Source organism: Hyphomicrobium sp. (assembly GCF_041659645.1).
Classification (GTDB): Bacteria; Pseudomonadota; Alphaproteobacteria; order Rhizobiales; family Hyphomicrobiaceae; genus Hyphomicrobium_B.
Genome location: NZ_JBAZXX010000003.1, coordinates 330,422 through 344,258 on the forward strand (window position 1 = coordinate 330,422; position 13,837 = coordinate 344,258).

Below are 13,837 nucleotides of genomic sequence, written 5' to 3' on the forward strand. Positions count from 1 at the left end.
GGATCTACAGCTGCTACTTCGTGACGCCGGGAATTGCGCCGACCTGCGTCAACACCACGCCGAAACGTGATGTTCCTTCGTTGAGAACCACGACCTCGCCGCGGGCGATCAACCGGCCGTTCACAAGAATATCGACGGGATCGCCGACCATCTTGTCGAGCTTGACGACGGAGCCCTTTGCCAATTTGGCGAGGGTCGCCACCGGCATCTTCGCGGATCCGAGGACCACCTTCATCATGACGGGCAGGCCCATAATCATGGCGCTGTTGCCACCGAACTCGCTCGCCGCTGATGCTTCTCCACCCGCGTCCGATCCGCCGATGTGGGCCGCTTCCGCGAGACCTGCGATCTGGCCTAAACCAAAATCGCTGCTTCCGGGCATCGCCTGATCGAAGCCGGACTCGGTTCCTTCGGGCGTGTTTTCCGATTGGTCGATATCACTCGGCGTCATGACCGTAGAATTCCTTGAGCTGGCAGTTCGGTAATTGATTTTGCGACACGGGACATGCCGCAACCTTGAGATAGCGAGACATTAGAGGCCGTAGAATTCATCGACTGCCTCCCTCTGCTGATTGAACTCGTCATCGACACGAAGAATCAGCCCGTTGTCGCGTTTTCCAAGCTCGCACCAGAAAAGCGGGCTTTCGTCTGCGTCGAGGCGGACGCGCGACATCGACGTCATCTGAAGTTCGATGACGGAACCGACCGCAAATTTTTGGACTTCCCCCAGCGCGATGGGTCGCTCTTCGAGTACACCGTTGAGTTCGATGAAGGCGCGAGCGATCTCTTCGGCGAGCTGCTTCGACCACGCAGGATCTTCCTGATACTGCGGCGCAGTGGCGGCCGGGCTCGAGCCTTCGTTTGGTGCCGCTGTCACGAGCAAGTCGCGAATAGTTTCGAGTGCGGCTTGGGGAATGACGATCGTGACAATGCCTTCATGGCCGTCATAGTCGAGCGACAGCCGAGCGGCAATGACTGGTGACGCCGGGCCAAGCTGTGGCTCAAGCTCGATCTTTTCAACCACTTCTCCGACGTCAAAATCGACATCGGCAAGGATCGAGAACGCGGACGTCAGCGCTCGGGAGACCCGGCGAAAGAGAACGCGCAGGACATTGGCGTCGGTGCGTGTCAGCTTGCGGGGCGGAAGGCCGGCCGGCGGAATGGATTCGCATCCGGTCGCGGCCTCGACGAAAAGGCTGCTCACGGCCGGATCCGCGATGAAATAGACCCAGCTTCGCCATCTCTCCGCTCGCACCACGCCAGCAAACGCACCCGCCGGCAATCCGCAGGTATCGGAGATCGTCGACGCAAACAGTTCGACAAGACGGACCTTCACGGGCAGAAGCGATATGTTGCCGACTTCTTCGACCATAATCCGGGGAAGCTGCCCGAAGATCATCTGCAGGCCGGGCAAGCGATCGGGACGGATTTGCCCTGCGGAAAGCGCTCGCTCGAGAGACTTCTCCACTTCAAGAAGGGACTTGGTCGCTTCCATCAAGGCTTCATCCGACATGACGGAGACCACGGATTTGCGCTTCAGCGCAGACGGGGAATGCGTCGGTCGGAGCGAAAGACAATCGCCAGATCATCACGCCGCCTTCTTTTCCTGTCCCGGACGACGATCGACGCCGCCGCCCATCGTCGCTGCTTCGACCTCGTTAATCGTCGGGCGTTCGTAAGCCGAGATCGCCTTGCGGCCGTGCTCGATGGCAACCTGGGGCATGGCACCGTTCATGAAGGCCAGCAGCGACTGCTTGGCGATGACGTAAGAGCGCAGGTTCTTGTCGCGGATGATTTTCACTTTGGTCGCCAGGGGTCCGACGACGGCATAAGAAAAGAAGATGCCCGCGAATGTGCCGACAAGCGCCGACGCGATGAGATGGCCGAGGATTTCCGGCGACTGATCGATGGCGCCCATGGCTTTGACGACGCCAAGAACGGCCGCCACGATGCCGAGAGCCGGGAGGCCGTCACCCACCGCGACGAGCGCGTGATAGGCCTTGAGCTTGTCGTGCCGCACGGTCTCGATTTCTTCATCCATCAGAGATTCGATTTCGTGCGTCCGCGCATTGCCCATGATGATGAGACGAAAGTAATCGCAGATAAAGGTCGTCAATTCTTCGTTCGCAAGGACGCTCGGCGAGCGCTTGAAGACCTCGGCGTCCTGCGGGGAATCGATGATCATTTCCATTTCGGCGCGCGATTTATCGCGCAGCTCGCGCATCATGAAAAAGAGCAGGGCGAGAAGCTCGATGTTCTGGTCTTGAGTCGGCGTGCCGTTCTTAAATGCTTCGACGGTCGCCTTGCCGACATCCTTGATCGTTTTCATCGGGTTCGCGACGACGAAGGTGCCGAGCGCCGAGCCCATGATGATCACATATTCCCAGGGCTGCCAGATGACGAGGACGTGGCCGCCCATCGCGGCGAAGCCGCCGAGCATACAGACCAGAGTGATAGCGAGGCCGACGATAATGGTCACGTGAGCATCCCGATGCGGATTTTAACAATGCCCATAAGGGACGCTTTGGCTTGCGTGGGACTTGCCCGCTGCTTTGCTCCGACAAACCTCTATCGCCGAGTCAGCCCGCCACAAGTTCGTGGCCCTAGCTTTGGCCCAGGCCGAGCCTCACGGAGACGGATTTTACCGGATGCAATCGAATATCTACGTCGCGCTATCCGCCCAACTGTCTCTTCAGCGGCGACTCGATACGCTTGCGAACAACGTCGCGAACGTCAACACCGTCGGATATCGCGGTGAGGAAGTCTCTTTCGAAGAGCTCGTTTCGCCGTCGAGCGGCAGCAAGCCGGTAAGCTTCGTTTCCAAAGGCGAAAATCACATCTCGACGAAAGGCGGCGAGATCACGCAAACCGGCAACGCCCTGGATGTTGCCGTGCGCGGCGACGCCTGGCTCGCGATCCAGACGCCAAACGGAGTTGCCTATACGCGCGACGGCCGAATGCAGATGACGAGCGAAGGTGTTCTCACGACGCTTGAAGGCTATCCATTCCTCGATGCCGGCGGCGTGCCTATTCAGCTCAACCCCAACGATCCGCCGCCGACGATCAACAAGGCCGGCACGATTGAGCAGGCCGGAAACAATCTCGGAGCGATTGGTCTTTACCGGATGCCGCAAGGCGCGAAGCTGACACGCGCCGAGGGCGTGTCCGTGGTGTCGGACGTTCCGGCGGTCGCGGAACTCGATTTCCTCCATAATGGCGTCGTGCAGGGTTATGTCGAGAAATCGAACATCAATCCTATCCTCGAGATGACGCGCCTCATCACCCTTCAGCGGAACTTTCAGGGCGTCAGCACGATGCTGGGCGACACCGAGAATTCCCTGACCGATGCCCTGAAAACACTGGCGGGTTCGTGACGCGCCGGCGTCTGATCGCGGCGCTTTGACATGACGTGCCGTTGCATATGCGGCGGAAGGAGCATCATTGACGCTGGCTGACGCCACTCCGTTCGATCGGCTGGACTTGTTGATGGCTTCCGCCGCGGCACGGTCTCCGGCGCATCGCGTGTCGGGCCGCGTGGTGCGTATCAGCACGACTTATCTGGTCGTCTCGGGACTTTCGAAATTCGTCTCCATCGGTGATTCCGTTTCTATTGCCGGCATCGGCGGCGCCGTGCTCGCCGAAGTCGCGACGATCGAGGCCCAAACGATCAACATCACGCCCTTCATCGCCGACCATCGCATCGAGCTCGGCGCGCGGGTCACGACGATGTCTGGACAGCTGACGCTGTCGCCGCACGACTCTTGGCTCGGCCGCACGGTCAACGCGTTGGGGCAGCCGATCGACGATGGTGAACCTCTTGTTCGCGGCGAGCGCGCTTTCGCCATTCATGGGTCACCGCCGTCGCCGCTGCGCCGCAATCGCCTCGGCATTCCTCTGACCACCGGCGTCAAGGCGATCGATCTTTTCACGCCCATTTGCGCCGGGCAGCGCATGGGAATTTTCGCGGGATCGGGCGTCGGAAAATCGACTTTGCTGGCGATGCTGAGCCGCGCGCCGTCAAGCGACGTCACGGTGCTGGCGCTTGTCGGGGAACGAAGCCGCGAGGTTCGTGATTTTCTTGACGATACGCTCGGCGCAACGCGGTCTCAGGTCGTGTCCGTGGTCGCGACGTCTGATGAGAGTCCGATGATGCGCCGGCTCGCGCCGAGCACTGCAATGTGCATCGCGGAGTATTATCGCGATCGTGGAAAGAACGTGCTGTTGATCATCGATTCTCTCACGCGTTATGCGCACGCGATGCGGGAACTGGCGCTTGCCGCCGACGAACCACCCGTGGCGCGAGGATATCCGCCGAGCGTCTTCAGCAACCTGCCCCGTCTCCTGGAGCGCGCCGGGCCGGGCGAAGTCGGCGCCGGGACGATCACCGCCGTCTTGTCGGTGCTCGTCGACGGCGACGATCACAACGATCCGATCGCCGACGCAACGCGCGGTATCCTCGATGGCCATATTGTGCTCGATCGCGGTATTGCGAGCCAAGGAAGGCTTCCAGCGCTCGATCCGCTAGCATCGCTCTCGCGGCTGGCGCCGAAGATCCGGACGAAGAACCAAGCGCAATTCGTGACGCAGCTGATCGAGGTGATTTCGAGGTTCGAAGATACCCGCGATCTCCGCGCCATCGGCGGCTACCGCGCTGGCAGCGACGCGACGCTCGACCGGGCGATGGAAATCGTGCCACGCGTTTACGAAGCGTTGAAGCAGACGCTCGATGAGGCGCCGGTTGAGGACGTCTACGCGTATCTTTCCCAGGTCCTGCCCGGCGGGCAACGGCAAAATTCTGCGCCGCGCTAGCGTGGGAGTTGTCGCCTGACGGCAGCCACATTGGAGTTCTGAACCCGGAGCGTGACGAGCATGGTAAGCACGACGGAGGCCGTAAGCCGCTTGATCACGGGCGATGTGCTCCTGCAGGCCGAGAGGCAGCTGCTGCGAAATCGCGAGCAACCGGGGAAGCAACCGCAGGACCAGCCAGCGCAAGCGACGCCAGCACCAATCTCACATAACGATAAGGCGGTCGCATCGGTGCTTCTGACGCTGCTCGACGAGCAGTTGGACGCTTCGGCTGCGGTTCAGAAAGAGCCAACAGGACAAGCAGCGACCGCACAATCGGCCGGCGGCCAAACAACAACGGGGCCGAACCGGGTTGCTGCGCAGTACGCGGAGGCCGAAGCCGTCTTTCGGCCGGATTTGCCGACGTCTCAAGCCCTCCCTTTCATCGACCCTACCAATCAGCAAATTTTACTCGCGGCATCGTCTCCTGAACTTCGCATGGCCATGCAAAGCGCTTTCTTGTCGGCGGCGGTGCGGGCTCAGACCGAAGACACCGCGGCTTCCGACGCCGATGCGCGGCGACGCAAAAGCGCAAGCGCAATGACCTCTTCGTCGTTCATTCGCGTCGGGGCGGGCGTTTTCATCGTCGGCGCACTGGCGATCTTCCTTGCGGCGGGATTCGCGCGCTAGCGTCAGCCGATTGCGTCCGGCACGATGGATTTACGCTCGGCACCGCGCGCCGACTTCTTGTCGTCGCTGTCCCTGCCGGTGGTGCCAGGGTTGGCCATGTGCGATAAAAGCGACAACAGAACCTGATCGCTTCCGAGGCTTGAGAACGGCTGAGCGTTCGGCTCGGCTGACGCCACCTGCGAGCGCGGTTGCGTGGTTGTGGTTGCCGTCGCCGTGACCGAGGCTGGAGTTGGGGCGACCGGAGAGGAGTTCGTCATCGCCGACGCACTGGCGGCGGATGCCATTGCCGCAAATCCGGCGCTCACACCCTGTATGGCCGGATTTCCCTGCCCGAACCAAGCCACTTCCTGAAGCCGCCGTTGCACGAGGCCGTCGACAACGTTGCCGCCTGCCTTGTTGTACTGAAGGAAGAGAGACCGTGCCTTGTCGAGATCGCCTGTCGAAACGGCTTGCCCGAGTCCGCTTTGCGTCCAGGCGGTTCCCGCGTTGTACGTCAATGACGTCAGCGCGGCCTTGCTGCCCTCGTCGAGACCAGGCGCAAACTTGTCGACGAAATCGGCGGCCTTCTTAATCTCGGATGAGAATCGCCGATCGGCTTCCGCCTTATCGATCACTTCGCCGGCATAGCGAGCGCGGGTGCCGTAGCCGTTCGAATTCTGCGCGTAATCCCACCGGGCTTCGGCGCTGTAGCCTTCGAACTGCTTTATGGCATCAAGATAGCTGGTGTCCACCATACCTGGATGCTTGCCACGCCGAGCTTGCGGCAAGCTGGTATCGGAAGCGGTGCCGAGCGCACTTAGCGGCGCGAGCGCGCGACGTCTCTCAGCACGCTGGCTTCGAGTTGTACTTCGTCCAGCCGATGTTTCAGGACGTCGCCGATGCTGACGACGCCAATGACCTTGCCATCGACGACCACGGGTAAATGCCGTATGCGCCGCTGCGTCATGACGTTGGCAACGGCCGAGACCCGGTCGTCGGGGGCGCAGGTCACGACCGAGCGGGTCATCAGGTTCGCGACACGCATCTCCGGGAGGCTGCCGCCGTACTCGGCGATGCCGCGGGCGAGATCCCGTTCCGAAATAATGCCCTGCAAACCGCCCTTGTCATCGATCACGAGCAGCGCACCAATTTGTTCTTTCCTGAAGCTGTGGGCCAGCGCGCGCATCGTGGCGTTTGCCTCGATGGTCTTAATAACCGTGCCCTTGGCTTTCAGAATGTCTGAGACTTTCATCTCATCGCTCCAATCCAGTCCCGTCAGTCCGCTGCAATTGCTTGCATGCAGACGATATATTGCCGCCAAAAGGTCGGCGCGATCCTCCGCCGTCAGCGGATCGTAGGGATTGCGATCGCGCGTGGTCAGGAGGCTTGTCAAAGCTTCGACGACAACCGAGTCATCACTAAACGCCGGACTCTCACGGCAGAAGGCGCTTCGCGTCGTGATAACAGGGAAGTCGGAAGCTTTCGCAGCGAGCGTGCCGCGCCGACCACCTTCGATCACGAGACTGTGCCTCGGATCACCACCGACAACGGCGCGCGCTTCGGCGTAAAGCCGCTCGCATTCGCCCTTACCGCTTTTGTCGCCAGCCAAGACGACATCGAATAGGGCTCGGCCGCGATCGCCGAGAAGCGTCGTCAGAAGACGCTCGGTGTCGCGGAGTTCGAGAAGCGAAACGAGAATGAGCCGAAGTCCGTCGCCGCGAGCCGCGATGATCAGGTCGCGAATTCCGGGACGCGGCTCGACGGCCATCGTCGAGAGCATCTCACCGAAGATTTTCGACGCGCGCCGATGCATCGCCTGGATGAGGAGTGAGAAGTCTTCTGTCTCGGGCTTTCCGCGCAGAAAGGAGCGGACATAGTGCGCCATCCGCGCGACGCCGCTGCCGAGTTTCGCAGTAAGAGCAAAACCCTCGCGATCACACGACCAGTCAAAACCTGCCTCGGAAAAGACCTGAGCGAAAGCCCTGCGGCGTACATCTTCCGTTTCAGCAAGAGCACCGTCGGCTCGAATGATGATCGCCTGTAGCGTCATCGGTCAGCTATGTTCCAATCTCGATTCTAATATGCGTTCTAGGTAACCCGACTTGGGGTGTACGCCAACGCGACGTAAGGTCTTTAGGTGCCGCCTTGAACTGAGCACAAAATGCGGCGCCGCAAGGATCGTCAACCTGCATTGCAGCGCAGCAACCGGCTATGTCGGGAGTTCGCCGGACAGCCAGGGCATCGACTTTCGCAACTCTGACAGAGTCGAGGCTTCGAGCGACGATTTGCAGGCCTTCGTCAGATCACGAGGTAAACTGCCGAGTTCGAACCTGCGGCTCACCAGAGTTAATGTTCTCTTGAGCTGGGGACCGGGAAGCGGCGCCGCCCTGATATCGCGGTTTTCGAGCGCGGCTTCGGCAATGCAAATGGGCGTCGAGATCGCGAAGCCCTTGCCGCGCGCGACCATATCGCTGACGCCAAAGGGCGTGTCGAATTCGAGTCCCTGAGGAAAATCGATATTCAGGCGGCGGAGGTAGCGCTCGATATCGATGCCGGTCTTCGAGCGGGCGCTATAGCGAATAAAGGGGAGCTTGCCGGCACAAGCCGCGAGTTCGGCGACGGACCGCGGGATCTTGTGTCGCGACGGAAGCACCAGAATATAAGGCTCGGTCACGATTTCGTGCCGGTCAAAACCTTCGACGTCGCTCATATCGTCGACACCGATGAAGAGATCGAGGTTTCGCGTCAGAAGGGCGCCCGCATGGGTCGCGGTGAGGCCAGACTGCACAGACACCTGATCGGCATGATTGACGAGGAAGGACGCGATCGGCCCTGTCAGGGCCCGCGACAAGCTGTCCACGAGGCCCGCACGGATCAGGGCCAGCCGCCCGCGCGCCGTGTGCCGGATGACCGTCGCAAGCTGGCGCGCTTCCGACACGAGGGCGGACGCGCGCTGTCGCATGATTTCTCCCGCCGGGGTCAACGCCAAGGGACGGACGCTGCGATCGAAGAGCTTTACGCCCATTCGCTGTTCCAGGTCGGCAATGGCCTGGGAGATGGCGGGTTGCGTTAGCGCCAGCTTCTTCGCCGCGAGCGCCATCGATCGCGCGTCGCAAACGCCCAAGAATGCTTCGAGGGCATGAAGATCAAAAGGCAGTCTGTTCGAGCGCGTTGTCATGGCTCCGCATAATAAGATTTTCTTATATTAACGTCAATCGGTGGGTGATCTATAAGCAATCAAGTTGGTTCGGTCCGTGTTCGTCCCGCGGGATCGCCTAGAACGAGCGAATAGAACAACCATGCTCAACTCAGATCGCTATTCGATTTTTTCCGTCCTGGCAGAAGCGCTGCGCGGCCAGACGGGCTGGAAACCGGTGTGGCGCCAAGCCGCTCCGAAGCCGAGTTACGACATCGTCATTGTGGGCGGCGGCGGGCACGGACTCGCGACCGCTTACTACCTCGCGAAGCGGTACGGCAACGCGAACATCGCCGTCGTCGAAAAGGGTTGGATCGGATCCGGCAACGTCGGACGCAACACCACCATCGTCCGCTCGAACTATCTGCTGCCGGGCAACATCCCTTTCTATGAAACGAGCATGAAGCTCTGGGAAGGGCTGGAGCAGGATCTCAATTACAACGCGATGGTTTCGCAGCGCGGCGTCCTCAATCTTTTTCACTCGGACGGCCAGCGCGACGCCTACGCCCGGCGCGGCAATGCCATGCGGCTGCACGGCGTCGACTCGGAACTTTTGGACCTCGATGCCGTCCGCAAGATGTATCCTTGGCTCAACTACGAGAACGCGCGCTTTCCGATCAAGGGTGCCCTCATTCAGCGTCGCGGCGGAACGGTGCGCCACGATGCTGTTGCCTGGGGCTATGCGCGCGGCGCCGACCGTCTCGGAGTCGACATCATCGAGAACGCGGAAGTCACGGGCTTTCGCATCGAGAACGGCAAAATCGGCGGGGTCGAGACGACGCGCGGGTTCATCGGTGCGAATAAAGTCGGCCTTGCGGTTGCTGGCAATTCCTCGCGGGCAGCGGCGCTCGCTGGGTTGACGCTGCCGATCGAGAGCCACGTGTTGCAAGCGTTCGTGTCGGAGGGCATCAAGCCGTTCATCGATGGCGTCGTAACGTTCGGTGCGGGCCACTTCTACATCAGCCAGTCGGACAAGGGCGGCCTCGTTTTCGGCGGCGATATCGACGGTTATAATTCTTATGCGCAGCGGGGTAACCTTCCCGTCGTCGAGGATGTCCTCGAAGGCGGGATGGCGCTGATGCCACGGATCGGACGCGTGCGGTTGCTCCGCTCGTGGGGCGGCATCATGGACATGAGCATGGACGGCTCGCCGATCATCGATCGGACGCCGATTGATGGGCTCTATTTCAACGGCGGCTGGTGCTACGGCGGTTTCAAAGCGACGCCCGCATCGGGGTTGTGCTTCGCGCACCTCTTGGCGCGCGACGAGCCGCATGAGGTTGCCAAGGCATACCGCCTCGACCGCTTCCGCACCGGCCACATGATCGACGAGAAGGGCATGGGCAATCAGCCCAACCTGCACTGAAGGCAAGCCATCATGCGCATCCACTGTCCTTATTGCGGCGAACGCGGCAACGATGAATTCTCGTATCTTGGAGATGCGAGCGTCGTGCGTCCCGATGCGTCGGCGCCCAACGCCGAAGACGCGTTTTATGCGTTCGCCTATGAGCGCCGCAACGTCGCCGGTCCGACGCAGGAACTTTGGTATCACGCCGCCGGATGCCACGCTTGGCTCGTCGTCACGCGCGATACCCGCACGCACGAAATTTCCGATGTCAAACCGGCCCAGGATGTCGCTCTCGCGCGTCAGAGCCCTGTGAGCACCGCATCATGACTCAATCTCAGACTTCGCGTGTCACCGGCCTCGGCCTCGTCGATCGCACGAAACCTCTCGACTTCACATTCGATGGCGTCCCCTACACGGGTTACGCCGGCGATACGCTGGCATCGGCGCTGCTTGCCAACGGCGTCCGGCTGGTCGGGCGCTCGTTCAAATATCATCGCCCGCGCGGAATTCTGACGGCCGGTTCCGAAGAACCGAACGCGCTTGTCGAGTTGCGCTCGGGCGAACGCCGCGAACCGAATACGCGCGCGACGGTCGCCGAGCTGTTTGACGGCCTGGACGCGAAAAGCCAAAACCGCTTTCCCTCTCTCTCGCTCGATCTTCTTGCGGTCAACGGACTGTTGTCGCCGGTCTTCTCGGCCGGCTTCTACTACAAGACCTTCATGTGGCCGGCAGCCTTCTGGGAGAAGTTGTACGAGCCGATCATTCGGCGGGCTGCCGGTCTCGGCCGCGCGGCCAACGAACCCGATCCCGATACCTACGACAAGGCCAACGCATTCTGCGATGTGCTGATCGTCGGCTCCGGACCGGCCGGATTGATGGCCGCGCTCTCGGCCGCACGTGCCGGAGCGAGAGTCATCGTCGTCGACGAAAGCTTCGCATTCGGCGGCCGGCTTCTCAGCGACGCCAGAACCGTCGGCGGCATGAGCGGCGTCGAATGGGTCGATGCCGCCGTTGCCGAGCTATCCGCTTTCCCAAAAGTCCGGCTGATGTCGCGAACGACGATTTTCGGGGCCTACGATACAGGCACCTACGGCGCAGTCGAACGGATTGCGGATCACGTCGCCGTTCCTGCGGCCGGAGAGCCGCGTCAACGCCTCTGGCACATCGTTGCAAAGCAGACCGTCATCGCCCAAGGCGCGATGGAGCGGCCCATCGTTTTCGGAAACAACGATCGACCCGGCGTGATGCTGGCGAGCGCTGTGCGGAGCTACATCAACCGTTTCGGCGTGGCTCCGGGCCAGACGGCCGTCGTCTTCTCGAACAACGACGATGCTGCAAATACGATCGACGATCTGGTGCGCGCCGGCGTGACGGTCGCGGCCCTTGTCGACACGCGGCCCGCGTTGGCGCCTCAGATCAAATCGAAGGCCCGCAAGCACGGCATTCGCGTTTTCGAAGGCGCCGCCATTTCCGATGCGATCGGCGGCCAACGCGTGACCGGCGCTCGGATCGTCGCGGCATACGGCACGTCTCAATCCGTGGCCTGCGATCTGATCGCTGTTTCTGGCGGCTTCAATCCCAACCTGCAGGTGACGACGCACCTCGGCGGACGGCAGCAATGGGAGGAAAACCTCGCGGCCTTCGTTCCCGGCACCTTGCCGAAGTGGATGACCGTCGCAGGCTCAGCGAACGGCAGCTTTTCGCTGGCATCCTGCCTCGGCGAGGGGACGCAAGCGGGCGCGGCCGCTGCGGCCGCAATCGGATTCGAAGCCAGCTCGATCGCCATTCCGAAAGCCGATGACGAACTGACCGGCGTTTCGGCTTTCTGGCATGTCGAGAGCGCGAAGCACAAAGCATTCGTCGACCAACAGAACGACGTCACGGCGGCTGACGTTCGGTTGGCGGAGCGCGAAGGTTTCCGCTCGGTCGAACATTTGAAGCGTTATACCACGCTCGGCATGGCGACCGATCAGGGCAAGACCTCGAACGTCAACGGTTTGGCGATGCTTGCCGAGCTGACCAAGAAATCCATTCCGGCGACCGGCACCACTTCAGCACGTCCGCCTTACACGCCCGTCTCGCTCGGTGTTCTTGCCGGCGAACATCGCGAAAAACATTTCAAGCCGACGCGCCTCACGCCATCGCACGACTGGGCGAAAGAACGCGGCGCGGTCTTCGTCGAAGCCGGGATGTGGCTTCGCGCGCAGTATTTTCCGAAGCCTGGCGAAAATGATTGGCTGACGACCGTCAATCGCGAGGTGAAAACCGTCCGAAGCGGCGTCGGCGTTTGCGATGTCTCGACGCTCGGCAAGATCGAAGTTCACGGCACCGATGCCGGTAAATTTCTCGATCGCGTCTACATCAACATGATGAGCACGCTCGGCGTCGGCAAAGCGCGCTACGGCATGATGCTGCGCGAAGACGGCGTCGCGATGGACGACGGAACGGCCGCGCGCTTCGCGAACGACCGCTACTTTATCACGACGACGACGGCGAACGCGATCAAGGTTCTGCAACATCTGGAGCTTTGCCGGCAGTGGCATTGGCCGGACCTCGACGTGCAGATCTTTCCCGTCAGCGATCAGTGGGCACAATATTCGATCGCGGGACCGCGCGCCCGCGATCTTCTCGCCAAGATCGTCGATGCGCCGTTCGATATCTCGAATGCGGCGTTCGCCTACATGGCCGTTGCGGAGATCAGCGTGCTCGGCGGCATCAAGGCACGCATCTATCGCCTGTCGTTCTCGGGCGAGCTTGCCTACGAGATCGCGGTTCCAGCGCGGCACGGCGACCTGCTGATGCGGAAGCTGATGTCCGAAGGAGAAGAGTTCGGCGCGATTCCCTACGGCACCGAAGCTCTCGGCGTTATGCGAATCGAGAAGGGCCATGTCGGCGGCTCCGAGTTGAACGGCACGACGACGGCGGCGGACCTCGGGCTTGGCAAGATGGCATCAACGAAAAAGGATTTCATCGGCCGCGTGCTTGCGCAACGGCCGGGCCTTGTAGACCCGAGCCGTCCGCGCCTCATCGGGTTCAAGCCGGTAGACAAAGCCGTGCGCTTGCGGAGCGGCGCGCATTTCATCGGCAAGGATGACCGGCCGACAGCCGCAAACGATCAGGGTTACATGACGTCGGTCGCGTACTCACCGATGCTCGGCCATTGGATCGGCCTCGGTCTGCTTTCACGAGGAGACGCGCGCGTCGGCGAAATTCTGACCGCTACCGATCCCGTGCGTGGGGAGACCACCCTCGTCGAGGTCGTTCCGGCCGCGTTCTACGATGCAGAAGGAGCACGGTTGCGTGTCTGATCTTGCGAACGGCCTCGCGGTCGAAAAATACCCGGCGATCTCCGAGCGTTCGGATGTTGCGGTCACGCATATTGCGGCACGGCGCGGAGCACAGGCCTCACTCGCGGAGGTGGCGCGCGCGGCCTTTGGCGTGGACTTGCCCATGACCCCGCACGTGGTCGAGACGGCTGGGTTGACGATTGTATGGGCCGGGCCCGATCAATGGCTGATCGTTGAGCCGCAACAGGCCGGGTCCGATCCGAGCATCCGACTTGCGAAGACATTCAATGGATTGGCTTCGGTCGTTGACGTTAGCGATAGCCGGACGATTTTCCGACTCGCGGCTTCCCATCCCTCTGATGCCCTTGTGAGGAGCATGGGCATCGATTTCGAAGGGACCTCATTTGGACCAGGCGACGTCGCGATTACCCATGTCTCGCACCTGGGTGTGATGGTGTGGCGTCTTCCGGACGGCAGCGGGTACGATTTCGCCTGCGCCCGGACGTATTCGCGAGATTTTCTTGCCTGGCTTGGTAAAGCCTGAGCATCGGT

Annotated in this window: 13 protein-coding genes; 7 read left to right on the plus strand and 6 right to left on the minus strand. The window is 61.4% G+C overall.

The features are described 5' to 3' along the window. Positions 1–13 precede the first annotated feature (13 nt). The 3 genes from fliN to motA form a co-directional block, all read right to left on the minus strand. Positions 14–382, minus strand: a complete 369-nt coding sequence (gene fliN, locus WC811_RS11490; protein WP_372645763.1) for a flagellar motor switch protein FliN — start codon at positions 380–382, stop codon at positions 14–16. A 150-nt stretch (positions 383–532) separates the two neighbouring features. Next, entirely contained in the window at positions 533–1,513 is a 981-nt protein-coding gene (locus tag WC811_RS11495; protein ID WP_372644564.1) for a FliM/FliN family flagellar motor switch protein, read from the minus strand. A 75-nt stretch (positions 1,514–1,588) separates the two neighbouring features. Further along, positions 1,589–2,479, minus strand: a complete 891-nt coding sequence (gene motA, locus WC811_RS11500; protein ID WP_372644567.1) for a flagellar motor stator protein MotA — start codon at positions 2,477–2,479, stop codon at positions 1,589–1,591. Between the two features lie 169 nt (positions 2,480–2,648). Between motA and flgF the strand changes: the two genes are divergently transcribed. From flgF to WC811_RS11515, 3 genes are all read left to right on the plus strand, one after another. Continuing rightward, positions 2,649–3,374, plus strand: coding sequence for a flagellar basal-body rod protein FlgF (gene flgF, locus WC811_RS11505; protein WP_372644569.1), 726 nt, complete (start codon positions 2,649–2,651; stop codon positions 3,372–3,374). A gap of 112 nt (positions 3,375–3,486) precedes the next feature. After that, positions 3,487–4,809, plus strand: coding sequence for a FliI/YscN family ATPase (locus WC811_RS11510; RefSeq protein WP_372645765.1), 1,323 nt, complete (start codon positions 3,487–3,489; stop codon positions 4,807–4,809). 60 nt (positions 4,810–4,869) lie between these two features. Further along, the gene (locus tag WC811_RS11515; RefSeq protein ID WP_372644571.1) at positions 4,870–5,475 is read left to right on the plus strand and encodes a hypothetical protein; all 606 of its coding nucleotides are present in this window, start codon (positions 4,870–4,872) and stop codon (positions 5,473–5,475) included. A gap of 2 nt (positions 5,476–5,477) precedes the next feature. Here WC811_RS11515 and WC811_RS11520 read toward each other — a convergent pair whose 3' ends face one another. The 3 genes from WC811_RS11520 to WC811_RS11530 all read right to left on the minus strand — a co-directional run bounded on the left by WC811_RS11520 (position 5,478) and on the right by WC811_RS11530 (position 8,632). Next, positions 5,478–6,209, minus strand: a complete 732-nt coding sequence (locus WC811_RS11520; RefSeq protein ID WP_372644573.1) for a lysozyme — start codon at positions 6,207–6,209, stop codon at positions 5,478–5,480. A gap of 62 nt (positions 6,210–6,271) precedes the next feature. Continuing rightward, a complete protein-coding gene (locus WC811_RS11525; RefSeq protein ID WP_372644575.1) occupies positions 6,272–7,504 on the minus strand; it encodes a CBS domain-containing protein in 1,233 nt (410 codons plus the stop codon). Between the two features lie 159 nt (positions 7,505–7,663). Beyond that, positions 7,664–8,632, minus strand: a complete 969-nt coding sequence (locus tag WC811_RS11530; protein ID WP_372644577.1) for a LysR family transcriptional regulator — start codon at positions 8,630–8,632, stop codon at positions 7,664–7,666. Between the two features lie 121 nt (positions 8,633–8,753). On the opposite strand from WC811_RS11530, the gene WC811_RS11535 reads away from it, so the two are divergent. Genes WC811_RS11535 through WC811_RS11550 form a run of 4 tightly spaced genes read left to right on the plus strand, consistent with a single transcriptional unit; the run spans position 8,754 to position 13,829 of the window. Further along, a complete protein-coding gene (locus tag WC811_RS11535) occupies positions 8,754–10,016 on the plus strand; it encodes a sarcosine oxidase subunit beta family protein (protein WP_372644579.1) in 1,263 nt (420 codons plus the stop codon). Positions 10,017–10,028: 12 nt separating this feature from the next. Further along, a complete protein-coding gene (locus WC811_RS11540) occupies positions 10,029–10,325 on the plus strand; it encodes a sarcosine oxidase subunit delta (protein WP_372644581.1) in 297 nt (98 codons plus the stop codon). After that, positions 10,322–13,306 carry a sarcosine oxidase subunit alpha family protein gene (locus WC811_RS11545; RefSeq protein ID WP_372644583.1) on the plus strand — a complete coding sequence of 995 codons (2,985 nt, stop codon included), beginning with the start codon at positions 10,322–10,324 and terminating at the stop codon, positions 13,304–13,306. The genes WC811_RS11540 and WC811_RS11545 overlap by 4 nt, the downstream gene beginning before the upstream one ends. Then, positions 13,299–13,829, plus strand: coding sequence for a sarcosine oxidase subunit gamma (locus WC811_RS11550; protein ID WP_372644585.1), 531 nt, complete (start codon positions 13,299–13,301; stop codon positions 13,827–13,829). Before WC811_RS11545 ends, WC811_RS11550 begins: the two co-directional genes overlap by 8 nt. Positions 13,830–13,837: the final 8 nt, after the last annotated feature.